Consider the following 23,099-nt stretch of genomic DNA (forward strand, 5'->3'; position numbering starts at 1 on the left):
CCCTATGGTCTGGAGGAGTAAGCATCATGGCTGAACTGTTTCTTGGAAACGTCGAGGAAAGCGTCTCCGACGAAGAGATCGGCGAGTTCCTGATTCGCTACGGGTTCCCGCGCTTCAGCTCGATCCAGCGGGTGCACGGCACGGGCTCGCGGCCAGGCGCGGTGGTCGTCTTCGACGACGTGCCCACGGACGGGCTGCGCATACTGCAAAACCGCGTCCATAACCTGTTCTGGAAGAACCACACGATCGTCGCGCAGCTGCTGCCGGAGCGCGACGAATCGTGACGGGCGACGGGAGCCGGGCATGGGTCTGCTGTCGCGGTGGCTGACCAGGCGCAACGCTTCCGAAGAGAGCGACGATCAGCAGACGAAGGAAATCGTCGAGCGGATCGTCGGGCTCTGTCCGTCGTTGCGGCTCGCGCGCAATTATGCGTCGCGCCTGCGGCCCGCCGTGCAACACACGACCGCCTATCTGCTCCGGCTCGCCGATGAAGTGCCGCCGGCGCGCGAAGCGAACGCGGCGGCGTGGGCGACAGACCCGTATATCCACGCCTTTTTCGCCACACCCGACGACGTCTGCCCGGTCTTCAACCGCTCACACGAGCTGAACACGTTCTTCAGCGACCATCCCGCTGCCGATCAGGTATTCGCGGTGCTCGGCATGGCCATGGACGAGCGGCGTATTTTCGGCGTCGGGCAACACGGCGAAACGACGCAAACCGATCTCGTGCAGACGACCATCAACTTCAGCGATCACCAGGTGCGCGTGTGCGAAGAATCCGAAGCCGCGTTGCGGCGCCAAATCGTGTTGCGGATCGTCGATCAGCTCGTGCTCGAAGCCCTCGGCAAGATCGAGGCCGACACCTCGCGGCAGGACGAATTGCAACGCGAAAGGGCGCTGCTGAAAACGCGCCTGACGATTCTCGAACGGCAAGGGGCGGGCGTGCGCTCGCTGCTTGGTAGCGACGCGACGTCGAATTACGCGGAAGTGGCGAAGCTGCAGGCGCAGATCGAAGAGAACGATCAGGCTCTGGCGCAGTTGGGCCTGAAGACAGAGGCGCTGGAGCGGCATCTCGACGTGATGTGCGGTGTACTGGGGGCGCCGGATGCGCATTTCTACGTGCGCAAAAGCATGTACCGGCTCGACCGGATGAACGTCGTCCTGGAAGAGGGAGATACGCGGCCCGCGCACGAAATCGAGTTTCGCCTTGCGCGTCTGCCGGCGAGTCCCAATGCGATACGGGTTTTCTCGACGGTGCGTTTTCGACGCGCGGACTTTACGCCTCCCCTCAGCGGCCTCGCGCAAGCGCACCGCCTGATCTGACGCGAGCCATGCTCGCTATTTGCCGGCGACCGGCTCCACGGAGATGGCCACGGCCTCGGTATAGACCGCTTGCATCTGGTCGCCTTTTTTGATCCGCTTGAGCTGTTCGGGATCCTGCACGACCAGATCCACCGTATTGCCTTGCGGGCCTTTCAGCGTGACCACGCCGCTCTGGTGATTGACCGCGATGACGTTAGCCATGATCGTGACTTCGCGCGAGGCCGAGCCGCCGGGTTTCGCGCCCGCCGGTGTGCGAGCGAGCGTCTGCGTTTCGTTGGCGGTCAGCGGCGCGTTGCCTTTTTTCAGCATGATGGTCAGAGCCTGCGAATACTCGGCCTTGACCACGTCGCCGACCTTGATCTGATCGAAGTTGCGCGCTTCCTCGCCGACCACGACCTGCACGACCTTGCCCTTCGGGTCCTTGAGCAAGACGGTGCGCGTTGCCGGCTCGATGCCGACGACCGTCGCGGTCGTTTTGACCGTGCCCGACACGGTGACTTTGCCGGGCTCGCTCTTGACCGTGACGGGTGCCTCCGTCTGAGCGAACCCCGTATTCGCGAGACACACGAGCGCCGCCGCGATGATCAGTTTGCGGTTAATCATGCTGCTCTCCTTGCGCGATCAATTGACCGTGTAACCCCGCCCCGACATGCAGGCGGCGAAAGCGCGATTGAACGTGTCCATCGAGCCCTGCGTTTGCGCCTGCGATTGTGTCGCGGCGGCGCGCCGGTTCTGCCGCGCGCGCGACCCGCCGACCATCGTGCCGGTCGCCGCGCCGATCGCCGCGCCCTTGCCGGCGTCGCCCGCAATCGCGCCGATGATCGCGCCGCCGGCCGCGCCGCGCGCCGCGCCCTGCACGCGCTCGCCACCGCCCACCGCGGGGCCGGAAGGCGGGGGCGGGGCATTGGCGACCATGGTCGGGTCGATGCCGGTATTGCTCTTCGCCCACGAATAGCAGGCGCCTTCGTCCTGCTGCTGTTGCTGCGGGCTTTGCCCTCGGGCCGGATAGGCAATCGGCCTCGATTGCGCCAGGCCTTCCAGCGATAGCGACGCGCTCAACGCGGCGATCACGGCATATTTCGTAGACTTGTTCACGACAGCTCCTTGCGTGGGTACACGCGGGTGCGAGTCGCCGGCTGCCTGTTTGCTCAGGCGTGAGGGCGCCACCGGCACCCGTGAATGGGAATTCCGGTGGGACCGGTTGCCGCGCGGTGGATGCGCAGCAATGGCAGGTTCGCTTTCATCATGGTGTCGCGGGCCTGTCGCGCGCAATCGGACCAAGGTCGTATTTGCAATTTCGTCCATGGTTTCCAAACTGTATTCATGCAACAGGTGCAGGTCGTTTTCATTGCTTCGGACAACTGTCTGTCAAAGATCATGGCCGTGGACTGCCGCCTGGCCATGCAGCCCGGGGCCGCTGACGAAGCGCAAGGGGAAGCATCGATGGACCGCGATTCGCGTGCTCGTACACGCATCATCCCGTTTGCAACGGCGCTCGACGACGAGGCGAAGCGCGCGCGACGCATCAGCCATGTACTGGGCGCCGCGCTTCTGGCGTGCTGCGGCGCGTTCTCCACTGCGGTGTCGCTGGCGCAGGCGCCGGCCGCGAACGCCCCGGCGAACGCGGCCCCGAACGCACCCGTTTCCGCGGCGACGCTCGACAAGCTCGTCGGACCGATCGCGCTATATCCGGACGATCTGATCGCGATCATTCTTCCTGCCTCCACCTATCCCGTGGAAATCGTGCAGGCTGATCGCTTTCTCGACCAGTACAAAAACGATAAGTCGCTGAAGCTCAACGACGCGTGGCACGATCCGGTGAAGGCGCTGCTGAATTACCCCAGCATCGTCAAGAACATGAGCACCGATCTCGACTGGACGATCAATCTCGGCGAGGCCGTCGTTGCCGACCAGGGCTCGGTGCTCGAAGCGATTCAGCGCTTTCGGCGGCAAACGCAGTCGGCGGGGCATCTGAAATCCGACGACAAGCAGGTCGTGGTCGTCGAGAAGGAAGTGATCAAGATCCAGCCGGCCGATCCGCAGGTGATCTACGTGCCGCAGTACAACCCGCAGACCATCGTGGTGGCCAGTGCGCCCGTGACCTACGCCTACGCGCCCACGCCCTATCCGGCCTACTACTATCCGTACGCGCCCGGCGCCGCGCTCGCGACGGGGCTGATCTGGGGCGCGGCGATTACCGCCGCCTGGAACGGCGGGCACTATGAAACGCATTACGGAGGCGGCGGCAACAACAACATCAACATCAACCGCGAAAGAAACGTCGAACGCGGCGATAGAACCGTCGAGCGCGGAGATAGGAACGTCGAGCGCGGCAATATCAACACGGGCGACATCAACCGCGGCGGTGGTCGCGGGCAGGGAGGGGGCACCTCCGCGTGGACCTCGGACAAGAAGCCGGGCCAGGTCAGCGGTATCTCGGATCGCTCGGCGCGCACGCAACGGGTCGGCGATCCGCCGTCGCGCGGCGGCGGCGCGGGTGCAGGCGCGGGCGCGGGCGGTGGGTTGGCGGGCGGCAACCGCGGCGGCGCAAACTATGCAGGTGGCGGCGCGGGTGGGGGCGCCGGCGCAAACTTCGCAGGCGGCGGTACTGGCGCGCAAGGGCGGCCGCAGCCGTCCCAGCGTCCGACGGCGTCGGCGGGCACACGCGAGGCGAATCAGCGCGCGGCGCCTGGGGGCGGCGGCGATGCGTTCAGCGGCTACGGCTCGGCGCGCGACGCGCAAGCCAACAGCGCGCGCGGCGCGGCGAGCCGTCAATCGACGCGTGGCGGCGGATACTCCGGCGGTGGCGGCCGTGGCGGTGGCGGCGGCGGAGTCTCGCCGCGGGGCGGCGGTGGCGGTGGCGGCCGCGGCGGCGGACGGCGATAAGGAGCAGCCATGAGCGGGCAAAGCATCACCGGAAAGCGCGCACGCGACGATTCGCGGCGACGTGTGGCCACATCGCGCCGGCTGTGCGCGATGGTGCTCGCGCTGTCGATTCCGTTGGCCGCGCTCGCCGCGGGGCAGCGCACTTTCGCCACCCCGGAGGACGCGGTCGCCGCGCTGTCCAGCGCACTGAAGACCGACGACGAAGCGTCGCTCGTCGCGATCTTCGGCGAAGCGCACAAGAGCCTCGTGGTATCGCCGGATCAGGCGGAGAACGAGGCGAACTGGGCCAAGGCGAGCAAGGAGCTCGAGGCCTATCACGTGCTCGACGACAGGGGACCGAACCGGCGGATTCTGCTGGTCGGCGACGAGGCGTGGCCGATGCCGATACCGATCGTCAAAGAGGACGGCACCTGGCGCTTCGCCACCGAGCAGGGCGAAGAAGAACTGATCAATCGACGGATCGGCGCCAACGAACTCGAAGCGATCAAGGTGCTGCACGCTTATATCGACGCGCAGCGTCAATACGCGTCGCGCGACCGCAACCACGACGGCCTGCTCGAATACGCGCAGAAGCTGGCCAGCACACCCGGCAAGCAGGACGGTCTCTACTGGCGCTCCGACGAAAACAGCGACGAAGAAGAGAGTCCGTTCGGCCCGCTCGTCGCCGCGAGTTCCGAATATCTGAAAGGCCACGCGGCGGGCGATCCTTACCGGGGCTACCATTTCCACATCCTGACGCGGCAGGGCAAGAACGCGCCGGGCGGCGCGTTCAGCTACGTGATCAACGGCCACATGATCGCGGGTTTCGCGATGGTCGCTTATCCGGCGCAGTACGGCACGAGCGGCGTGATGACCTTCGTGGTCAGCAACAACGGCGTCATCTACCAGAAGGACCGTGGCGCGCACGCGCCGCCTGTGACCGAGTTCAATCCGGATCACACGTGGCAGCGGGTCAAGGATTCGCTCTGAGCCGCTCCGGGTTGGCTGAGGCGATGGCCGTACAGCGCGCCCGTGCTTCCGTCAGGTCCGCTTCCGTACTCGAGGCGCTAAGTTGAACCATCCACCCAGCGTCACCGGCCGCGCGTCTTCCACGCCACCCGCGCGCGGGTGGCGCTCCGCGTTTCCTCCCGCGCAGTGGCTGCGAAACTATCAGCCTCAATGGCTCGCGAAGGACGCGGTCGCCGGCGTGACGCTCGCGGCTTATGGCATTCCGGTATCGCTCGCCTATGCGTCGCTGGCCGGCTTGCCGCCGCAATACGGCATCTACGGCTATCTGGTCGGCGGCCTCTGTTATGCGCTGTTCGGCTCGTCGCGCCAGCTCGCGATCGGCCCGACCTCGGCGATCTCGATGCTCGTCGGCGTGACGCTCGTGCCGATGGCCGGGGGCGACCCGTCGCGCTGGGCTTCGATCGCGGCGCTCACGTCCGTGCTGATCGCGTGCATGTGCGTGATCGGCTGGCTGCTGCGTCTGAGTTCGCTCGTCAGCTTCATCAGCGAGACGATCCTGCTCGGCTTCAAGGCGGGCGCCGCGCTGACGATCGCGATGACCCAGCTACCGAAGCTGTTCGGGGTGAAAGGCGGGGGCGAATTCTTCTTCGAACGGATCGCCGTGCTGTGGGGGCAGCTTCCGCTGACCAACCTCGGCGTGCTCGGTTTCGGCCTGGTTTGCATCGCGTTGCTGCTGCTCGGCGAAAAGTTTTTGCCGGGGCGTCCGGTGGCGCTCGCCGTCGTCGCGGCCTCGATCGTCGTGTTGTCCGTCACGCCGCTGGCCAGCCGCGGCTTCACGCTCGTGGGCGCGCTGCCTCAAGGCTTGCCTGAATTCCGTCTGCCAGGGCTGCGGCTGCGCGATGTCGACGGCATCGTTCCGCTGGCGTTCGCGTGCCTGTTGCTGGCATACGTCGAGAGCGTTTCGGCCGCGCGCGCGCTCGCGCGGGCACATGGTGACGAGATCGACGCCCGCCAGGAATTGCTGGGTCTTGGCGCAGCCAATCTGGCCGCGGGATTGTTCCAGGCCTTCCCGGTTGCGGGAGGGCTTTCGCAATCGTCGGTGAACGACAAGGCCGGCGCGAAAAGCGCGCTTGCGCTGGTATTCGCGTCGCTCGCGATCGGCTTCTGTCTGATGTTCCTCACCGGACTGCTCGCGAATCTGCCCAACGTCGTGCTGGCGGCGATCGTGCTCGTGGCCGTGAAGGGCCTCGTCGACGTCGGCGAACTGCGTCATGTGTGGCGCGTGAGCCGCTTCGAATTCGCGATTTCGATGGTGGCGTTCGCGGCGGTGCTGTTGTTGGGCATCCTGAAGGGCGTCATCGTCGCGGTGCTCGTGTCGATGCTGCTGATCATCCACCGCGCCGCGCATCCGCATGTCGCGATGCTCGGGCGTATTCCCGGCACGCGCTATTTCTCGGATCTCGAACGTCATGCCGAGAACGAGACGATTGCGCATGTGCTGGCGGTGCGTGTCGAGGCGTCGTTGCTGTACTTCAACGTCGAGCACGTGCGCGAGACGATCTGGCGCATGATCCACACCGCACCCGAACCGGTCCGGCTCGTGATTTGCGACCTGTCCGCATCGGCGGTCGTCGATCTGGCGGGCGCGCGCATGCTCGAAGCGATGCACGGCGCGCTGGAGGCCGCGGGCGCCGCGATGAAGGTCGTCGGCGCGCACGCGGACGTGCGCGACATGCTGCGCGCCGAGGGGCTCGAAGTTCGTGTCGGCCACATCGGCCGACGCGGCTCGGTGGCCGACGTCGTCGACGCATTCCAGCAAAACGGCGATTTCGCGGACGACGCGAATCGCGGATGAACTCGAGGAGAAACCCATGTCACGTCAATTTCGTCCTGGCGCAGGCGCGCCCGCACTCGACGCCGCGTACGCCCACACGATCCGGCAGTGGCTTGCGGCAGCGGCGCTGCTCGCCAGCCCAATGTTGTGTTACGCAGCGAACCTGAACTTTCTGAAAGACACGCCCGTTACTTACATGCGCGAGGCCGACCGTAAAGCGCTCAACGACGCGGCGCAAAAGGCGCTCGATACAAAAAAGGATGGCGAATCGTACGAGTGGAGCAATGCGGGCACCGGCAATTCCGTGTCGATCAAGGGCACGGTGACGCCGCAGGACACGACGAAGGACGGCGATCGAACCTGCCGGACCGCGACGCTGACCGCGGTCGCGAAAGGACAGACCCAAACGTGGACGCCGATCGTCTGCAAAACCGGCAATGGGCCGTGGAAGATTCTGCGGCAATAAGCACATGCGTGCCGCTTCATACGCCTCTGAACATGGCGGCGCCGCCACGCCGCCCGAGTTGCACGAGCACGAACCATTTGCCCTGTTGATGCATAATTTGTCCAGCGTTTCGCGGCTCATGCACAAGGCAAACACATGGAACACTCTTACGCTAACGACGATACCGGCAATCTGGTCCTGCTCGAACACGTCAACCTGAAAATCCCCAACCAGATTCTCGCGACCGCCTTCTACGTCACCGGCCTTGGGCTCACGCGCGATCCGTTCGTGATGACCGGGGTCGAGAATATGTGGATCAACGTCGGCCGGTCGCAGATTCACTTGCCGCACGGGGCGGCGCAACGTCTGCGCGGCAGTGTCGGTCTCGTGGTCGGCGAGCTCGAAGCGCTGGTGAGGCGGCTGCGCTCGGTCGAACCGCTGCTCGCCGGCACCGCGTTCGGCTGGACGGAGCGCGCAGGCAGTGTCGAAGTGACCTGTCCGTGGGGCAACCGCTACGAGTGCCTCGATCCTCTCAATCGATCCGCGTCGGCTCCGTGGTCGGAAATCGATCTGGGCCTCGCGTTCGTGAAGATGGACGTGCCGGTCGGCAGCGCGTTGCCTATCGCGCGCTTCTACCGCGATATGTTCGATGCGACCGTCGACATCGAAGAGAAGCATGGATTGCACCGCGCGGTGATCGATATCGGCACGCATCAGCAACTGCTGTACGCGGAAACGACCGAGCCCATTCCTGAATACGACGGACACCACATCGCCATTTACACCGCTGCTTTTTCGGGGCCGTTCACACGGCTCGCCGAAAAAGGTCTGGTATATGGAGAAGAGCCGCATCAATACCGGTTTGCCGACCTGCTCGATCTGTCATCCGGAGAGCGTTGCTTCCGGCTCGAACACGAAGTACGGAGCCTGCATCACCCACTTTACGCGCGCCCGCTGGTGAACCGGAATCCGGAACAGACCAACCGGAACTATCAGCAGGGGGCCGATTCGCGCGGCGGCCGGTTCTGATCGGCTCAACGAGCGGCGGCAACGCGAAGCGACCCAGGTGAAAACGCCACGACCAGGGCGGCGGTCAGCGACCACAACGGTGCACGCTGATCGCTCGCCACTCCTTAACGATTTAATCTAGAAAATCCACAACACATCGCCTACCCTTAAACGAGCCGGTTTTCCGCGGACCCGTGCATCACTTCTCCCCTCTCTGCGAAGCCGACCCGTCCTGACAAAGCTAACAACGATTCGAAGTCGTACGCTTTTGTTGTCTGCGAGGGTTGCGCCATCGTGCTCTTTCACGCTGTCGTCCGCGTGGATCCATGTCGCACTCCTGCGCTGCAATTCATAGGAACAATAAAAAGCTAGGAGACGCTCATGCCATTCAACCGTATTCAGGGAATTGTCGGCCTGCCACTGCTCGCCATTGCCTTCGGCTTGCCCGCGGCTCATGCCGCCGACGAAGTACAGAACAGCTCGACCACCACCGCCGCGCCGGTGCCATCGAGGCTTCAGCCCGTGACCCAGGATCAGCTCGATCGCGCCGGCAGCATGACGGCGGTCTGGCTCCATCCGAACGGCTCGTACGCGCAGACGCGCTATTACCCCGGCGCGCAGATCAACCGGACGAACGTCGCGAAGCTCAGGCCGGCGTTCATCTTCCAGACGGCCGTCAACGAGTCGATGGAAACGGCGCCGATCGTGAAGGACGGCGTGATGTTCCTGACCACGTCGTTCGATCACGTATACGCGATCGACGCGACGACGGGCAAAGAGTTCTGGCATTACAAGCACAAGATGGGTCCGGTCACGACGTTCTGTTGCGGGCCGAACAATCGTGGCGTCGCGATTTCGGGTGACCGGCTCTATATGGGCACGCTCGACTCCAAGCTCGTCGCGCTCGACGCCAAAACCGGCAACGTGCTGTGGCAAAGCCAGATTGCCAATCCCGACGAGGGCTACTCGGAAACGATGGCGCCGACGGTCGTCGACGGCAAGGTGCTGATCGGCACGAACGGCGGCGAGTACGGCATTCGCGGTTTCGTGAAGGCGTACGACGCGAATTCCGGCCAGTTGCTGTGGACCTTCTACACGATTCCGGAAACCGGCCAGGAAGGCGTGTGGGCCACCAAAGACGCGACCGGCCGCGACGAGAAGCGCGACATCGACGCGGAGAAGAAGCAGTTGGCCGACAAGGGCGGCGACTTCTACAAGACGCTCGGCGGCGGTGTGTGGATGACGCCGGCGGTCGACCGGAAAACGCACACGGTGTACTTCGTGGTCGGCAACCCGTCGCCGGACCTGTATGGCGCGATCCGGCCGGGAGACAACCTCTATACGGATTCGCTCGTCGCGATCGATCTCGACACCGGCAAGTACAAATGGCACTACCAGTACGTGCCGCACGACGTCTGGGACCTCGACGCGGTGAGCCCGCCGATCCTGATCGACGTGCGCGACAACGACGGCAAGATGATCCCCGGCATCGTGCATGCGGGCAAGACCGGTCACGTGTACGTGCATGATCGTGCGACCGGCCGTCTGATCCGCTTCTCGCAGGCGATGATTCCGCAGGAAAACATGTGGACCCTGCCGACAGCAGCCGGCGCGCGCATGCTGCCGGGCGCGAACGGCGGCGTCGAGTGGTCGCCGATCGCGTTCGATCCGCAAACGCGCCTCGTCTACGCGGCCAACCTGCATCAGCCGATGACGTACCAGGTCGAGGACGCCGCCTATCCGGGCGGCAGCAAGCTGTGGCTCGGCGGCGCCTTCAAGGTGATTCCGTCCGAGGCGCAATGGGGCAAGCTGTCGGCCGTCAACGTCGACACCGGCAAGATCGCGTGGGACTACAAGACCGACCAGCCGCTGATCGGCGGCGTACTTGCAACGGCGGGCGGTCTCGTGTTCAACGGCGAGGGCAACGGCCTGTTCCGCGCGTTCGATGCCGCCAGCGGCAAGAAGCTGTGGGAGTTCCAGTGCGGCGCGGGCGTCAACGCGCCGGCCGTGTCGTACACGGTCAACGGCAAGCAGTACATCGCGGTCGCGGCGGGCGGCAATACCCAGATCGACTTCAAGCGCGGCAATAGCGTCGTCGTGTTCGCGGTGCCATGAGGCGGCCGGCGCTGCGGGGAGCGCCGGGTGGGGCGCGCGCTGGATGGGTGGCGCTGCTGTGCGGCGGATTGATCGCCGCATGGCTGCCGTCGGGCGCGCGCGCCGACGCCGAGGCGGGCAAGGCGAAAGCGCAGGTGTGCGTGGCCTGTCACGGGCCGATGGGCAATTCGACCAGTCCGGACTATCCGATTCTGGCCGGGCAAACCGCGCGCTACCTGTATCTGGAGCTGAAGGACTTCAAGCAGGGACGGCGCAGCGATCCGCGCATGTCGCCGATGGCGGCGAACCTGTCGAGCGAGGACATGCAGGACCTCGCCGACTACTTCGCCGCGCAGAAGCCCGTATCGGTGCCGTTCAACGCGGATGGCGCGAGCATCCAGGCGGGCAGCAAGAAGGCCGCCGAGGTGCTGTGCACGATGTGCCACCTGGGTGGCTTTTCCGGGCAGAACGAGATTCCGCGCGTCGCGGGCCAGCACTATCAGTACATCGTCAAGCAGTTGCAGGACTTTCGCTCGCACACGCGCACCAACGATGCGGGCAACATGACCAGCGTGACGCGTAATCTGACCGACGACGACATCCATCATCTGGCCGCTTATATCAACAATCTGCAGTAGCACGGGGAAGACACCATGACAGACATGCTCGCTCGGCCGCTTGCCGCCGCCGTTCTGCTCGCCAGCGCATTCGGCGCATGGGTGCCGGCGCTCGCCCAGGACCAGGGAGAAATCAACCGCCAACTGCTCGCGGCCGCGAAGGACGACGATCAGCAGTCGGTCGTCGCGGCGCTGCAGCACGGCGCGTCGGTCGATGCGATGAACCGGATCGGCGACACCGCGCTCGTCACCGCGTGCAAGAAGGGCGATACGGCGATGGCGCGCACGCTGATCGAGCGCGGCGCGAACGTGCAGCATGCGAACGCGCCGGGCGATACACCGCTGATGGCCGCTGCCTACGGCGGCTTCGACGAGATCGTCGCGCTGCTGCTCGCGCATGGCGCCGAGCCGCTCGCGACCGATCGCGTGGGCAAGACCGCGATGGAATACGCAGCGGGCCAGGGACAAACGAAGGTCGTCGGTCAGTTGCTCGATGCGGGCGTCGACGTGAACCGGACCTACAAGAACGATCTGACCGCGCTGATGTGGGCGGCGGGATACGATCGCGCGGAGACCGCCCAGCTGTTGCTCGCGCGCGGCGCGAACCGGTCGTTGAAGGACAATCGCGGGATGACGGCGAAAGATATCGCGGTGCAGACGAAGTCGGAGCGCGTCGCGGGGTTGTTGTCGGCGGGTTAGCGGCTCGAATCACGCACGCAATGCCGGCCGCGCTTGCGCCAGAATCGCCGGCAATGCCTCGAACGAATCGATCAGCGCGTCGCAGGGCGGCAGGTCGGCGCCGCTCGCGCTGCCATAGCCGTAGCTGACGATGAAGACCGGCAGACCGGCCGCGCGCGCCGCCGCGACATCGACCGATGAATCGCCGACCAGCACGCAACGTTCGGGCTCGACGTCGAGCAGCCGGCACGCGTGCCAAAGCGGCTCGGGCGACGGCTTCATGCTCGCCACGGTGTCGCCCCCGACCAGCACGTCAAGAAAAGCGGCAAGCCCAGTTTTGTCGAGCAGCGCCGCCGCCAGCGCCTGCGGCTTGTTGGTCACGCACGCGCAGCGGTACCCGTGCTGCTGCAACGCGCGCAGCCCGGCCATCACGCCAGGAAAAATCCGACCCAGCGCCGCGTTGGTCGCCGTGTAGTGCCGCTCGAACACGGCCTGCGCGTGCTCCAGTTCGACGTGCTCGCCGAGGCCCGCCGCATCCAGCGAGCGTTGCACGAGCTTGCGCAGGCCGTTGCCGATGAAGCCGGTCACCCTGTCGTACGGCAGCGGCGTGGCGCCGAAGTCCGTCAGCATCAGGCCGGCAGCCGCGACGATGTCCGGCGCGGTATCGACCATCGTACCGTCGAGATCGATCAGGACAGCGTGGTAGTCGCGGTTCATTGCCATGACGCGCTCGGTTTCGCCTGGTCCGCGTTCAGTGCGCCGTGCGCGGCCGAATCGGGACGACGCGTGGCGTCTTGATGCCAGCGGCGCAGTGTCGCCAGATCCACCCAGCGATGCCATTCGCCGCGCACCATCGGAACGATCGGCGCGTGCGGATCGCCGAGATGAGGCAGCACGGCCAGCGCGCCATCGAAGTCCTCGCGCGCGGTAAAAGCGCTCGGCGTGACGATGACGGGCACGCGCGCGGCGCGCGCTGCCAGCAGGCCGTTGCGCGAGTCCTCGAAGGCGAGACAGGCCGCGGGCTGCAAGCCGAGCTGTTCGAGCACGTGGCGATAGACGTCGGGGGCGGGCTTTTTCGCCGGCGTGGTGCCGGCGTCGCCGATTGCCGCGAAGCGATGGCGCCAACTGGCGCCGAAATGCGCTTGCAGCAGCGCGTCAAGGTTGGCGGGAGTCGTGGTCGTCGCGATCGCCACGCGTAGACCGGCCTCGTTCGCCTCGTCGATCAGACGCGCGATGCCGGGTCGTAGCGGCACGCCGCGCTCGCGCATGCGCTCGGTGTAGTGGCGCGTTTTCAGCGCGTGCAGCGCGTCGACGGCCTCTCGCGCTCGCGGGCCCCCGGCTTCCTCGCACTCGAGCGTGCGCCAGTAATGCAGCAGACGCTCCTTGCCGCCCGCCACTTTCAGCAAGCTGGAATAGAGCGCTTCGTCCCAGAACCAGTCGAGGCCTGCTTCCGCGAACGCGGCGTTGAATGCGTGCAGATGAGCAGTCTCGGTGTCGGCGAGCGTGCCGTCGACGTCGAAGATGAGGGCTTGCATCGGGCGGTCCTCGCAAGGGTGGGGTGCCGTTCAGACACGCACCACGATAGCCGAGCCGTCCGCCGATTCAAATTCAGAGATTCTTTCGCCGCCGATAAGCGGGACTTTGTGTGCCGGCACGCACCGAACACGCACGCCGCGCCGTGTCATTTGCCCAACTGCGGATCGGTCACGAAGCCCAGCTTCGTCAGCCCGCCACGCTGCGCCGCCGACATCACGATCGCCACCCGCTCGTACGGCACCTTGCGATCGGCGCGCAAATGCAGCTCCGGCTGCGGCGTCGCGAGGGCGGCTTGCGCGATGCGCGCGCGCAAGGCGTCGTCGGTCACGGGCTGACCGTCCCACAGCACCGTACCGTCCGCCTGCACCGCGACGTCCACGTGCGCGGGCTTGAGCGCTTCCGGCTGACTGCTCGCGTGCGGCAGATCGATCCTGACCGCGTGTTGCAGCGCCGGAATGGTGACGAGAAAAATGATCAGCAGTACCAGCATCACGTCGACGAGCGGCGTCATGTTGATCTCGTTCATCAAACCTTGATCGTCGTCGTCGGAGAAAGGGCTCATTGCCATTCGAGGTCTCCGTCGCGGTTTGCGTTCGTCGCGTTGGTGCCGCGCGGCACCACGCGCATCTGCGGCCCGGCGCTCGACGGCAACTGCGAGCCGGTCACGAAGTACGCGTGCAAGCCGTGCGCGAAGCGCTTCAGGCGCGCGACGATCGAGCGGTTCGCGCGCGTCAGGCCGTTGTAGCCGAGCACGGCGGGAATCGCGACGAAGAGCCCGAACGCCGTCATGATCAGCGACTCGCCGACCGGGCCGGCGACATGGTCGATCGAGGTCTGACCGGTCTCGCCGATCACGATCAGCGCATGGTAGATGCCCCACACGGTGCCGAACAGCCCGACGAAAGGCGCGGTGCTGCCGATCGACGCGAGAATCGCGAGGCCGCTTTGCAGGCGCGCGATCGTCTCGTCCATCGTGTCCTGCAGACGCCGGGTGATCCAGTCGGACACGTCGATGCGGTCGTGCAGATGCTGCTGCGTCTGCCGATGGTGCGTCGCGGCTTCATGGCCCGCCAGCGCGAGCGCGAGCAGCGGGTTGTCGTGCGCGCCCGATTCCGGATGACCGAGGCTGCGCAGCCCGTCGTCGAAGCGGTCCGCGCTCCAGAAGCGCGCGTCGCTCCGGGTTGCGCGCCTGAGGCGGATCAGTTGCCACAGCTTCACGATGATCACCGTCCACGACAGCACCGACATGATCACGAGCACGCTCAGAATGCCGCGCGTGACGATATCACCTGAATCCCAGACGTTTGCGAGTCCGTAGTGTTGCATGGCGAGTTCCTTCGTTTGGTGTCCCTGGTCTGTTTGGCGGTGCGCTCAACCTGTCGCGTCACTCGGTCAGTCCGAACACGAACGACTGCGAGTACGCAGCGCGCACCGGCGTGCCGTTTTCGGTGTACGGCTGGCAGGCGCCCGCATGGACGGCGGCGAGCGCCGCGTCGTCGAGCCGCGCGGAGCCGCTGCTGGTTTGCAGCTGCGCCGTTTCGATATGCCCGCTCAGCCCGACGACGAAACGCACGATCGCCGTGCCATGCTCGCCGCGCCGCTTCGCGATGTCGGGATAGTCGGGCTTCGGAATCGAGCAGTCGACGTGCGACACGTTGCGCGGCTCGGTCGACGCGGGCACCGCCGGACGGACGGCGGAAGCCGATGCCGCCGACGGCGCGGCGGCTGTTGGCACGGCGGCCTGCGGTGCCGCCGATGGCGCGGCGGCTTGCGTGACGGGCTGCGCGGTGCTTTCGCGTGTCGGAGACGGTGTCGGCAGAGGTTTTTCCACCCTGCGCGGCACCTGCACGCGAGACTGCGGCGCCGGTTTGACGCGCCCGGCGGGGTGTGTGACCGGCGGCGTTGGCGCCGTCGGAACGACAGCGGCGGGTGGGGGCGGCGCGGGAGGTGAAACCACCGGAGCGGGAGGCTCGGGGCTCAGCAGCGACGCGGTGATCGTGCGCGGCTCGACCGGACGCTCGACGATCCGGTTACGCGCGCTCAACGCGATGGCGAGCAGCATCAGATGCGCGACGATCACGGCGCCCAGCACGATGGCCGCGCGACGGTAACCGGCCGCGGCATTCGTAGGACTTCCCGGGTTCACCATGGCAACTTGCAGCATCATCGCCACCTCCGCGCTCATTGTCCCCCGCCGACCCCGCTTTTCAAACCCGCGACGGCCGGTGCGAAACAATTCGGGAAAATCTCCCGCCGATCCGCGTTGTCAAACAATCGCCCGGTGGGCTACCTTGAAACGATGACGCGAACCATCGCGGCGCCGCGATATCAACCCGGAGTACAACGATGCTGGAGACACGGATTTTCCCCCGACCACCACGCCGTTCCCTCGCGCTGGCCTGCGCGCTCCTGCTGGCCGCGAGCGCCGCGCATGCCGCGGCCGCGCCGCTCGCCTACGTGACGAGCGAGAAGGCCGGCGTCGGCGTGATAGATCTCGACCAGATGACGCTCACGCAGACCTTTCCGGTCGGCGCCGGTGGCCCGCGCGGCCTGAGCCTGAACGCCGACGGCACGCGTCTGCTGGTCGCCAACAAGAACACGAACGATCTCGCGGTGATCGACACCGCCACGGGCAAGGTCGTCCAGCGCGTGAAGATCGGCAAAAACCCTGAATATGTGCGGGTGCGCAACGGCTACGCGTACGTGACCTACGAGCCCGGCGAGGACGGCGGGCCGCCGGGAGCCAAACCCGACGCGAAGGGGGACAATAAGCCCGAAGCGAACGCGGGCAACAAGCCCGGCGCCGACGACGACGACGCGAACAAGCCGCCCGCCGAAATCGCGATCATCGATATGAAAAACTGGCACGTGATCCGTTCGGTCACGAGCGGCCACGAAACCGAAGGCATCGAATTCTCGCGCGACGGCCAGATGATGCTGGTCACCAACGAAGGCGACGATACGGTGTCGATCTATCACGCTCGAACCGGCGCGCCGATCCGAACCGTGAAGCTCGCGGCGGGCGGCCGGCCGCGCGGCATCCGGCTGTCGCCTGACGGCAAGCATTATGTTGTCACGCTGGAGTCGCTCAGCAAGTTCGTCGTGATCGACGCGCACACGTTCGAGGTAGTCAAGACCGTCGACACCAAACTCGGGCCCTATGGCGTCGCGTTCGGTCCCAACGGTCAGCGGCTCTTCGTGGCCGCCGCGCGCGACAGGGTGGTGCAGGTGTTCGACGGCCACACGTACGAACATGTCGCCGATGTGCCGGTCGGCCAGCGCTGCTGGCATTTCAGCTTCACGCCGGACGGCTCGAAGCTGATGGTCGCTTGTGGTCGCTCCGACGCGGTCTACGTGCTCGATGCGAAGAGCTATCAGCCGCTCAAGCAGATCGGCGAGCTGCCGCTCGCGTGGGGCATCGTCACGTATCCGCACAGCGACGGCTCGATCGAATCGCATTGAGCGGGGCGGGCGAATGAGCTGTTATCGGGTCCTCGCATACCAGTACGTTCGCGCGCGGCACCGTCGCCGCGAATGCCCGGTCGATGAACCAGAAGGTCACCGTCCCGCTAAAAATTTCCATGTCACTTGACGTCCAGATGAGATTCGTCGCATCCGCAAGCGATGCGTGCTGCGAGAGTGCGATATAGACCGTGAGCGCCTTGTCGAGCGAATATAGCGCGAGTAACCGGAGCGTCATAACGGGCACCATAAGGTTCACGCCATCGAGCGGCGCGATACCAGCTGGACCGATGTTCGCAAGGGGTTTCGCTGGTGCGTCTAAATAGTCGGCGCGTGGTGCGTCGAAATCCACCCGGCCTTCCAGTTCGATCCTTGTCTTCTCGAGGTCGAGTCTCGCAGGTTCCAGCGTGTTGGCCGGATCGCTTCGATGCCTCCACGCGTCGATGACCTCGGGAATGATGCTCGGCGCGCCGCCGCATGCGCTGAGCATGGCGTCTATGGCTGATTGCATCACGTTCTCTTACCTCGGACGCGACCGAACAAACCGACACTCGCATATCGGGAGCAATACTGGCGTGCTCGGGCAGCACGTGGATGGAATGGGCGTTATATGCATAACTCCAGACGCGACCTGACAGTCACAGTCCGATCCGGCCGCCAGCGGCCATGTTCGAGGCAGGGCGGCAGCCGACTGTGGATTCAACCGGTCGATGCAACACACTAGAACCTGCGTGAGCAGCGGAGGTGTTGCAAATGAAACAGCGACCGAGGATCTATTACTCCGAAAGCCAGAAGGCACTGATGTGGGACCGCTGGCGGCGTCGATCGCCGCCAGTAGGTTCAAGGCTTTCAAGGCCCCGGTCGCGCGATTACAAGCGTTGTCGGCCCGTTGCCGGTTGGAACCTGGCTGCCCGGGACCGCCGTCAATGCTCCCGTGTTTGCGTCAATCGTAAATGCGGCAATCGTCCCTGAAACTGTTGGCGCGTACAGCCATCGTCCGGTCGGATCGATGGTGACGTGCGCTGCTGCGGAGCCTGACGATATCTGCCCGCCTGTGCCGCGTGGAAAGATGTTGTCAAAACCGCTCGTTGCGATGATGTCATAGGTCTGAATCGTGCTGCTGCTTGTGTTGCCCACATAAGCTACCTTTCCAGACGGTGCAATGGCTATGGAGTGTGAGCCGGGGCTTACATAGGAGGCGCCCACGCCCAATTGACCCGTCGACGGGTCCACACTCTGGAAAAAAATGTCATTGCCGCCGTTACAGAGTGTATAGATCTGCTCCCCTGATGGTGCGACGGTGATTGCGAATGGCTGAAAACCTACAAAGCTAAAGCTGCTGCCGGACGTCGCCGTCAGTGCACCGGTCGCCGTATTGATCGTGAAACTCGAAACGAAGTTGCTGTTCCAGTCTGCAACATACAGTGACTGCCCGGTAGGAGAGATGGCCAGGGCTGTCGGTACGTCTCCGATTGTGGTGGTACCGATTGTTGTGAGCGCATGAGTTGTTGGATCGATGCTCAACGTGGTCACTGTGTCACTTCCCGTGTCCGCCACGTAGACGAACCTACCAGATAGATCACTGACGATCGATGCCGGAGCTAGCCCCACTGCGACGGCGCCGGCAAGAGCAGTGAGCGAGCCGGTAGACGGATTAATGGCGAAACCTTGTACCGTGTTTGACCCAAGTTGCGCGATATATGCAATGTTCCCGGAGACCGTGATGTCGTTGGGCTCCGATCCGGTGGGAAACGGGCTATCCGGCACCGGATTGAGCGCACCGGTCGTGGGGTCGATTCGATAGACCGACGTCGTCCCGTCCGCGCGGTTCGGCACAAGTGCAAATTCCGTCTGCTCGCAGTTGACCGCAATCGTTGTGACGTTGGATGCCGCGACCACGCCCCCACCGCTCGTCACGACGCACGTCTCGCCAACGGGCTGAACTGCGACCGTTACCGAATACGTGGCACCGCTGGACAGTGCTGTTGGAAACGCAAATGACCCATTGGCGGAAATCGTTACGGCATCGCTGCTGCCATTACTAAGTTGGAGCGTTACGCCGCTCGGCATGCCTGCCACTGTGCCGCCGACTGTGAAGGTTGACGCTGAAGGGGTGGACGGCGCCGCTGGGTTGCTGGGTGCCGCCAGTGGTGACGTTGGTGATGTCTGGGGCGTCGTTGGAGATGTGGCCGATTGACTACTCGGCGTAACGTCGCCGCCGCAGGCAGCCAGTGTCAGCAGCAAAGCGCCAGCCGCGATGCAGGCGAAGCGTTTCGTTAGTGATACAGGTGAAACCCCCGTTGTTTTCGCATTGTAGTTGCGGCGTAACGAATCCGTCATAATAGTGTCTGCTCTCTTTATGAATAGTTCTTGTTTGGTTGGAAGCGACTGCTTATTTTTGTTCGCGATTATGTCAGATCAAATTGATTTGGTAAGCGGACAGCGGCGCTGGCGGATCTAGGCGCGTCCGGACAGAACGGCGAGGGCGCCGGTGAACAAAGTCGTCGGGCGGCGTCGTCGTTTAGCGCAGTTCCATCTTGACTTCTACCCACAGGCTTCTAAAGCGCGATATGTCCACCACATAAATCGTGAGGTTGAAACGGGCTACAAGGATATCGAGCAAATAGGCAAAGCCACTCGCCCTCTCGGGCAACGTCGTCCATTATGAGACGCGGCTGTCGAGAGGCGGCTTACGTGCATTGCACAAAACAGACATCCATGGGCGAATCGCGAAGTGCCGCTGCTGGCCGGTCACTGCCTCATGCAAGGAGCATACGCGCCTGGACCTGCATCGCAGCTATGGGTCAGCACACGACCCGTTTCGGACAATGACCGGGAGGCCACGCCAACGGCAGCTTTCCTGGGTGCGTCGGTCATTCGCATCTACGCGCTGGCCGATTTGCGAAGCCTTCGCAGTTGTTCTCCCCCAGCGATACTGCATTATTCGCAGAGCGCGACTTTGAGTGCAGAGTGCGCCTGCCTTTTGTCCGATATTCATCTGGCATCTGCGAATATTGTGGTTTACGCTACTGTTTGCTATGCGACTTTAATGCATGGCTGACTCACGAAGTCACAATTGTGCGGACTTCCGTGCATCCCTTCTGCACGTGCCTGCCGACACCAGGCGAAAATTGACTGCTTGGTGAAGCGTATCGCAATTCCATTCATTACTTTGGCCCACGCGTGGGCTTTCTCGCCTCACACACCGGAACAGCCGGCCGTACTGGCGGCCTCTCGTTTTCTCATCGCTTGCTTCGCAAACGCACCTGTAAACATTGTGTAGTGTTATTCGAATGAAACAACGTAACGTCAACGGTCGCGGTATGCCCCTAGATTTCGCCTAAATTCGAGGGGGCGCAGACGCGCCTCATAGGAGTAAGTCATGGATGACAAACGTGAAGGAATGAAGCGAATCCCATCGGAACGCTTCAGCCCCAGCAACGAGGAGGTTTTAGAAAACCTCGGGCTGTTGGCGGACCTTGCTGGAAATTGGCAGGGAGAGGGGTTCAATCTGGTCGCCCGACCGGACTTCGAAGATACCTCAAACGTATTTCTCGAACTCAATCTCACCAGTGAAACAACGAAGTTCGAACCGATCTCATCGCCAGTGCCGAATCGCGGTTTCGGACAAGTTGACATCAATCTTTTCGGTCTGACCTATTTGCAGAAGATACAGGACGCCGAGACAGGCGGCGCCTTACATATCGAACCCGGGATCTGGATTAATCAACCTCAGACGTCAGATCCGCCTTTGATCCCACCGGCAAATGGTCTGCTTGTCAGCAGGATGGCAAATATTCCGCACGGTAATTCGTTGCTGGCTCAAGGAGTTGCGACCCGTTTTAATGGACCGCCAACTCTTTCTCCGGGAACTGAATCGAAGTCCGGAGGCAATCCGGCGTTCTCGCTTTTCCCCTCCTTTAACACTACTGCCATGGATCTAGCACCTGCGTTAGCGGCAGGTGTTCCTCTGGGAGCCCCTGTCTTTTCGGCGGGCACGTCAGAGGCGCAGTCGAAGCCTGGAGGGGGATTCCCCGAATATACGCTCACAAACCCAGTGAGCCCGACGAATACGAGAACTCCGTCAGCAGATATCCCGAATGTTCACCAACATATGGTGAATGATCCGGTGATTTTCTTGCAGCACAAAGTCGCCAAGCAACTTGAGCAAGGATACTCGTTCAGCGGCGTGGCCCTGAATATTTCTACTGCGCCGGAAATTTCGTTCTTTGACGCGCCTGTAATCTTCGGTTCTCCGCTTCCCAGCACTTCTGTCGTCAGTCTCGTGCAAGCAGGCGGCGGGGCCGAGAATCTGTCGTTCCTGCAACAAAATGCGACGACGACCCTAGTCTACGCGACGTTCTGGATTGAAAGACTCACACACCCGACGCTTCCCACGATCATCCAACTCCAGTACGCGCAGATGGTCATGCTCAACTTCCCCGCCCGCAATATTCCCGGAGAGCCACAATTCGCATGGCCGCATGTTTCGGTAGCGACCTTGAAACGGACGTTCGGATAAGGGAGAAGATCCAGCGTTCCATGCGTTTCGGCCACTCGCTCGACATGACCTGTTCGTATATGGCCAGATGAACCAGCTGAGCGCGCTTCGCGCGCTCAGCGACTCGGTAGTGCTAGACGGGCTCGACCTTGGCGGCAACTGCGCGCCGCCGCCGATTAAAAACGAAAAATATAATGAGACGTTTGAACGCGAATCCCGTGCTATCGACCCCGTCCAATGCGGGGTTGTAGAGCACATTATTTAAAAATGCGAACGATCAGTCTCGTTTGCATCGATTCTATTTGGAGCAACTCCGATACGTTGAAGCGGAGGTGCTCGCTCTCGCAAACAAAGAAACTTCACCAGTGTGGCATGGAGCGCGGAATTGGCCCGCGTGGGTCGAGCAGAAGCTCGGACGACTAGCTAGTTTTTCTTTTCGAAGCTCTAGCGCATGGAATATTCCTTGTGTTTCCAACCTTGATAATCTGGGTAGAAAAACCAGCACCTTCATTTGCTTGGGCGTTGTTTTATTTTGTGTGTTCTGCTTGCCTAGCGCGTTTGATCGCTAAAGATTATTAACTAATGCAAGCTCCGACAGCGGTCTGGACCAAATAGAGCGTCTTACCGCCTAACCCTTTGCTGACAACAGACAGGCAATCGCAGCCGCTCAGACAATATCGGGTCGGACCTGCATCACTCCGGCTTTCGGGCTGCGTCGGTCAGTACTATCGAAGGCTTGTGTAAAGCGAGGAGGACGAGGGCGCAATAAGGCCGCTTTTTTGACTGGAGCCGACGTCTGAATGTCCTAGTAGCGGCGCTATCAAATGACCCTTCATGGCCGCACTGAGACCGACGATCTGACATCGTCTGTCCGACCAGGTCCTACTTTCTACGCGGCAACTGACTACCCGGCAACGGCGATGTGCAGCCGAATGGACAAACCGGCACAGCCGGTCGCACGATTCGATATAACGATATTTCGGCACACTGCCAAGCACCTCGTCGTAACGCGACGCGACCTGTCCGACAGTGACGGTTTGTTCCGTCGACACTGCCAGCCATGCCCCTGTGCGGCAGCGGAGATACTGTTGTCCAGCACGGTCTCCGCTTCGCGAAAAAGCGCGACGTCTGCTTCCGGGCAAGCGGTTCCGAGCATGAAGTACGTCATATAGAGCATCCGCAGCAGACTCACGATCGTCTCTGCCGTCCCGTGCCCGGATCGAAAGACTGCCAGAGCAAGATGGCCTTCCAGAGAAAGATCGCGCAAGAAAGCCACACGCACCATAAAACCCTCGATTGAAGAGCTCCTGCATAGGGACCGGCAGCTTTTGCGTCAGGAATACAAATGCGGTGCCGTCGACAACCCAGTACCGTACGAGCCATCTGCCGCCACAGCCAGTCCCTGCTGATCGAGGATTGTTCAATCAGTGCCGTATTGAGGTGACCGTGGCCCGTAAAGCAGCCCGTTCGGCGGCCCGGCATGCAGAAGCCGATAGCTCGTCACTCCGGCAATATCGTGCCCCCTGTCCGTCAGCGAATTCGCGACCTGCTTGATCGCTGCCATGACCAGCATGCCGATCAGGCCACCGCCAGCATTGTTGTTGCCCTCATTGCTGTTGGCGCTCGCACTACCCTGCCATAGCACATCACCAGTCTTCAGGTCAACCAGCCTGGCCGACGCCGTGACGACAGTCGCGCTATCAACCACGTGGTACACGGTGCCGAATTGCGTGATCTTCGAATACAGCGCGGCGTCAGCACCGAAGA

At 63.3% G+C, this 23,099-nt stretch carries 22 protein-coding genes; 12 read left to right on the forward strand and 10 right to left on the reverse strand.

The annotated features are described in order from the left end of the window. Nucleotides 1-26 precede the first annotated feature (26 nt). Both F6X39_RS15810 and F6X39_RS15815 read left to right on the forward strand, forming a co-directional pair. Nucleotides 27-284, forward strand: coding sequence for an RNA-binding protein (locus F6X39_RS15810; RefSeq protein ID WP_184006824.1), 258 nt, complete (start codon nucleotides 27-29; stop codon nucleotides 282-284). A gap of 19 nt (nucleotides 285-303) precedes the next feature. Continuing rightward, nucleotides 304-1,323, forward strand: a complete 1,020-nt coding sequence (locus F6X39_RS15815; RefSeq protein ID WP_187617279.1) for a hypothetical protein — start codon at nucleotides 304-306, stop codon at nucleotides 1,321-1,323. 15 nt (nucleotides 1,324-1,338) lie between these two features. On the opposite strand, the gene F6X39_RS15820 is transcribed toward F6X39_RS15815, so the two are convergent. Together F6X39_RS15820 and F6X39_RS15825 are read right to left on the reverse strand one after the other, a co-directional pair. Next, nucleotides 1,339-1,926 carry a hypothetical protein gene (locus tag F6X39_RS15820; protein WP_187617280.1) on the reverse strand — a complete coding sequence of 196 codons (588 nt, stop codon included), beginning with the start codon at nucleotides 1,924-1,926 and terminating at the stop codon, nucleotides 1,339-1,341. A gap of 18 nt (nucleotides 1,927-1,944) precedes the next feature. Beyond that, a complete protein-coding gene (locus tag F6X39_RS15825) occupies nucleotides 1,945-2,418 on the reverse strand; it encodes a glycine zipper family protein (protein ID WP_090810400.1) in 474 nt (157 codons plus the stop codon). A 348-nt stretch (nucleotides 2,419-2,766) separates the two neighbouring features. On the opposite strand from F6X39_RS15825, the gene F6X39_RS15830 reads away from it, so the two are divergent. From F6X39_RS15830 to F6X39_RS15865, 8 genes are all read left to right on the forward strand, one after another. After that, on the forward strand, nucleotides 2,767-4,209 hold the full coding sequence (locus F6X39_RS15830; RefSeq protein ID WP_262414722.1) for a DUF3300 domain-containing protein: 1,443 nt from the start codon (nucleotides 2,767-2,769) through the stop codon (nucleotides 4,207-4,209). A 9-nt stretch (nucleotides 4,210-4,218) separates the two neighbouring features. Beyond that, complete coding sequence (locus F6X39_RS15835; RefSeq protein ID WP_187617282.1) at nucleotides 4,219-5,178, forward strand: DUF2950 domain-containing protein; 960 nt, start codon at nucleotides 4,219-4,221, stop codon at nucleotides 5,176-5,178. Nucleotides 5,179-5,260: 82 nt separating this feature from the next. Beyond that, on the forward strand, nucleotides 5,261-7,012 hold the full coding sequence (locus tag F6X39_RS15840; protein ID WP_187617283.1) for a SulP family inorganic anion transporter: 1,752 nt from the start codon (nucleotides 5,261-5,263) through the stop codon (nucleotides 7,010-7,012). A 16-nt stretch (nucleotides 7,013-7,028) separates the two neighbouring features. After that, complete coding sequence (locus F6X39_RS15845) at nucleotides 7,029-7,457, forward strand: RT0821/Lpp0805 family surface protein (RefSeq protein WP_184032431.1); 429 nt, start codon at nucleotides 7,029-7,031, stop codon at nucleotides 7,455-7,457. A 135-nt stretch (nucleotides 7,458-7,592) separates the two neighbouring features. Then, entirely contained in the window at nucleotides 7,593-8,465 is an 873-nt protein-coding gene (locus F6X39_RS15850; protein ID WP_187617284.1) for a VOC family protein, read from the forward strand. Nucleotides 8,466-8,825: 360 nt separating this feature from the next. Continuing rightward, complete coding sequence (locus F6X39_RS15855) at nucleotides 8,826-10,559, forward strand: pyrroloquinoline quinone-dependent dehydrogenase (RefSeq protein WP_187617285.1); 1,734 nt, start codon at nucleotides 8,826-8,828, stop codon at nucleotides 10,557-10,559. After that, the gene (locus F6X39_RS15860; protein ID WP_187617286.1) at nucleotides 10,556-11,176 is read left to right on the forward strand and encodes a c-type cytochrome; all 621 of its coding nucleotides are present in this window, start codon (nucleotides 10,556-10,558) and stop codon (nucleotides 11,174-11,176) included. Before F6X39_RS15855 ends, F6X39_RS15860 begins: the two co-directional genes overlap by 4 nt. Nucleotides 11,177-11,191: 15 nt before the next feature. After that, on the forward strand, nucleotides 11,192-11,854 hold the full coding sequence (locus F6X39_RS15865; RefSeq protein WP_187617287.1) for an ankyrin repeat domain-containing protein: 663 nt from the start codon (nucleotides 11,192-11,194) through the stop codon (nucleotides 11,852-11,854). 9 nt (nucleotides 11,855-11,863) lie between these two features. On the opposite strand, the gene gph is transcribed toward F6X39_RS15865, so the two are convergent. The 5 genes from gph to F6X39_RS15890 all read right to left on the reverse strand — a co-directional run bounded on the left by gph (nucleotide 11,864) and on the right by F6X39_RS15890 (nucleotide 15,536). After that, nucleotides 11,864-12,556 carry a phosphoglycolate phosphatase gene (gph, locus tag F6X39_RS15870; RefSeq protein ID WP_187617288.1) on the reverse strand — a complete coding sequence of 231 codons (693 nt, stop codon included), beginning with the start codon at nucleotides 12,554-12,556 and terminating at the stop codon, nucleotides 11,864-11,866. Then, nucleotides 12,547-13,368 (reverse strand): HAD family hydrolase, encoded by an 822-nt coding sequence (locus F6X39_RS15875; RefSeq protein WP_187617289.1) that lies wholly within the window; start codon nucleotides 13,366-13,368, stop codon nucleotides 12,547-12,549. Before F6X39_RS15875 ends, gph begins: the two co-directional genes overlap by 10 nt. Nucleotides 13,369-13,514: 146 nt before the next feature. Then, entirely contained in the window at nucleotides 13,515-13,937 is a 423-nt protein-coding gene (locus F6X39_RS15880; RefSeq protein ID WP_018424565.1) for an ExbD/TolR family protein, read from the reverse strand. Then, complete coding sequence (locus tag F6X39_RS15885; RefSeq protein WP_090809011.1) at nucleotides 13,928-14,695, reverse strand: MotA/TolQ/ExbB proton channel family protein; 768 nt, start codon at nucleotides 14,693-14,695, stop codon at nucleotides 13,928-13,930. Before F6X39_RS15885 ends, F6X39_RS15880 begins: the two co-directional genes overlap by 10 nt. Nucleotides 14,696-14,753: 58 nt before the next feature. After that, on the reverse strand, nucleotides 14,754-15,536 hold the full coding sequence (locus F6X39_RS15890; RefSeq protein WP_262414723.1) for a TonB family protein: 783 nt from the start codon (nucleotides 15,534-15,536) through the stop codon (nucleotides 14,754-14,756). A gap of 179 nt (nucleotides 15,537-15,715) precedes the next feature. On the opposite strand from F6X39_RS15890, the gene F6X39_RS15895 reads away from it, so the two are divergent. Continuing rightward, entirely contained in the window at nucleotides 15,716-16,831 is a 1,116-nt protein-coding gene (locus F6X39_RS15895; RefSeq protein WP_262414724.1) for a beta-propeller fold lactonase family protein, read from the forward strand. On the opposite strand, the gene F6X39_RS15900 is transcribed toward F6X39_RS15895, so the two are convergent. Next, nucleotides 16,791-17,342 carry a hypothetical protein gene (locus F6X39_RS15900; RefSeq protein ID WP_187617291.1) on the reverse strand — a complete coding sequence of 184 codons (552 nt, stop codon included), beginning with the start codon at nucleotides 17,340-17,342 and terminating at the stop codon, nucleotides 16,791-16,793. The two genes, F6X39_RS15895 and F6X39_RS15900, sit on opposite strands and share 41 nt — an antisense overlap. Nucleotides 17,343-17,680: 338 nt before the next feature. After that, on the reverse strand, nucleotides 17,681-18,901 hold the full coding sequence (locus F6X39_RS15905) for a lactonase family protein (RefSeq protein WP_187617292.1): 1,221 nt from the start codon (nucleotides 18,899-18,901) through the stop codon (nucleotides 17,681-17,683). 1,312 nt (nucleotides 18,902-20,213) lie between these two features. Between F6X39_RS15905 and F6X39_RS15910 the strand changes: the two genes are divergently transcribed. Further along, on the forward strand, nucleotides 20,214-21,353 hold the full coding sequence (locus F6X39_RS15910) for a heme-binding protein (protein ID WP_187617293.1): 1,140 nt from the start codon (nucleotides 20,214-20,216) through the stop codon (nucleotides 21,351-21,353). A 1,399-nt stretch (nucleotides 21,354-22,752) separates the two neighbouring features. Here F6X39_RS15910 and F6X39_RS15915 read toward each other — a convergent pair. Next, nucleotides 22,753-23,099, reverse strand: a 347-nt coding sequence (locus F6X39_RS15915; protein ID WP_187617294.1) for a GNA1162 family protein, incomplete at its 5' end; no start/stop codon positions are given.

The sequence above is a fragment of the Paraburkholderia sp. UCT2 genome, assembly GCF_014397665.1.
GTDB classification, from domain to species: Bacteria; Pseudomonadota; Gammaproteobacteria; order Burkholderiales; family Burkholderiaceae; genus Paraburkholderia; species Paraburkholderia tuberum.

Coding starts and splice junctions, on each gene's coding strand:
- F6X39_RS15810 (WP_184006824.1), top strand. CDS start 27: ATGGCTGAACTGTTTCTTGGAAACGTCGAGGAAAGCGTCTCCGACGAA.
- F6X39_RS15815 (WP_187617279.1), top strand. CDS start 304: ATGGGTCTGCTGTCGCGGTGGCTGACCAGGCGCAACGCTTCCGAAGAG.
- F6X39_RS15820 (WP_187617280.1), bottom strand. CDS start 1,926: ATGATTAACCGCAAACTGATCATCGCGGCGGCGCTCGTGTGTCTCGCG.
- F6X39_RS15830 (WP_262414722.1), top strand. CDS start 2,767: ATGGACCGCGATTCGCGTGCTCGTACACGCATCATCCCGTTTGCAACG.
- F6X39_RS15835 (WP_187617282.1), top strand. CDS start 4,219: ATGAGCGGGCAAAGCATCACCGGAAAGCGCGCACGCGACGATTCGCGG.
- F6X39_RS15845 (WP_184032431.1), top strand. CDS start 7,029: ATGTCACGTCAATTTCGTCCTGGCGCAGGCGCGCCCGCACTCGACGCC.
- F6X39_RS15850 (WP_187617284.1), top strand. CDS start 7,593: ATGGAACACTCTTACGCTAACGACGATACCGGCAATCTGGTCCTGCTC.
- F6X39_RS15855 (WP_187617285.1), top strand. CDS start 8,826: ATGCCATTCAACCGTATTCAGGGAATTGTCGGCCTGCCACTGCTCGCC.
- F6X39_RS15860 (WP_187617286.1), top strand. CDS start 10,556: ATGAGGCGGCCGGCGCTGCGGGGAGCGCCGGGTGGGGCGCGCGCTGGA.
- F6X39_RS15865 (WP_187617287.1), top strand. CDS start 11,192: ATGACAGACATGCTCGCTCGGCCGCTTGCCGCCGCCGTTCTGCTCGCC.
- gph (WP_187617288.1), bottom strand. CDS start 12,556: ATGGCAATGAACCGCGACTACCACGCTGTCCTGATCGATCTCGACGGT.
- F6X39_RS15875 (WP_187617289.1), bottom strand. CDS start 13,368: ATGCAAGCCCTCATCTTCGACGTCGACGGCACGCTCGCCGACACCGAG.
- F6X39_RS15880 (WP_018424565.1), bottom strand. CDS start 13,937: ATGGCAATGAGCCCTTTCTCCGACGACGACGATCAAGGTTTGATGAAC.
- F6X39_RS15885 (WP_090809011.1), bottom strand. CDS start 14,695: ATGCAACACTACGGACTCGCAAACGTCTGGGATTCAGGTGATATCGTC.
- F6X39_RS15890 (WP_262414723.1), bottom strand. CDS start 15,536: ATGATGCTGCAAGTTGCCATGGTGAACCCGGGAAGTCCTACGAATGCC.
- F6X39_RS15895 (WP_262414724.1), top strand. CDS start 15,716: ATGCTGGAGACACGGATTTTCCCCCGACCACCACGCCGTTCCCTCGCG.
- F6X39_RS15900 (WP_187617291.1), bottom strand. CDS start 17,342: ATGCAATCAGCCATAGACGCCATGCTCAGCGCATGCGGCGGCGCGCCG.
- F6X39_RS15905 (WP_187617292.1), bottom strand. CDS start 18,901: ATGCCGAGCGGCGTAACGCTCCAACTTAGTAATGGCAGCAGCGATGCC.
- F6X39_RS15910 (WP_187617293.1), top strand. CDS start 20,214: ATGGATGACAAACGTGAAGGAATGAAGCGAATCCCATCGGAACGCTTC.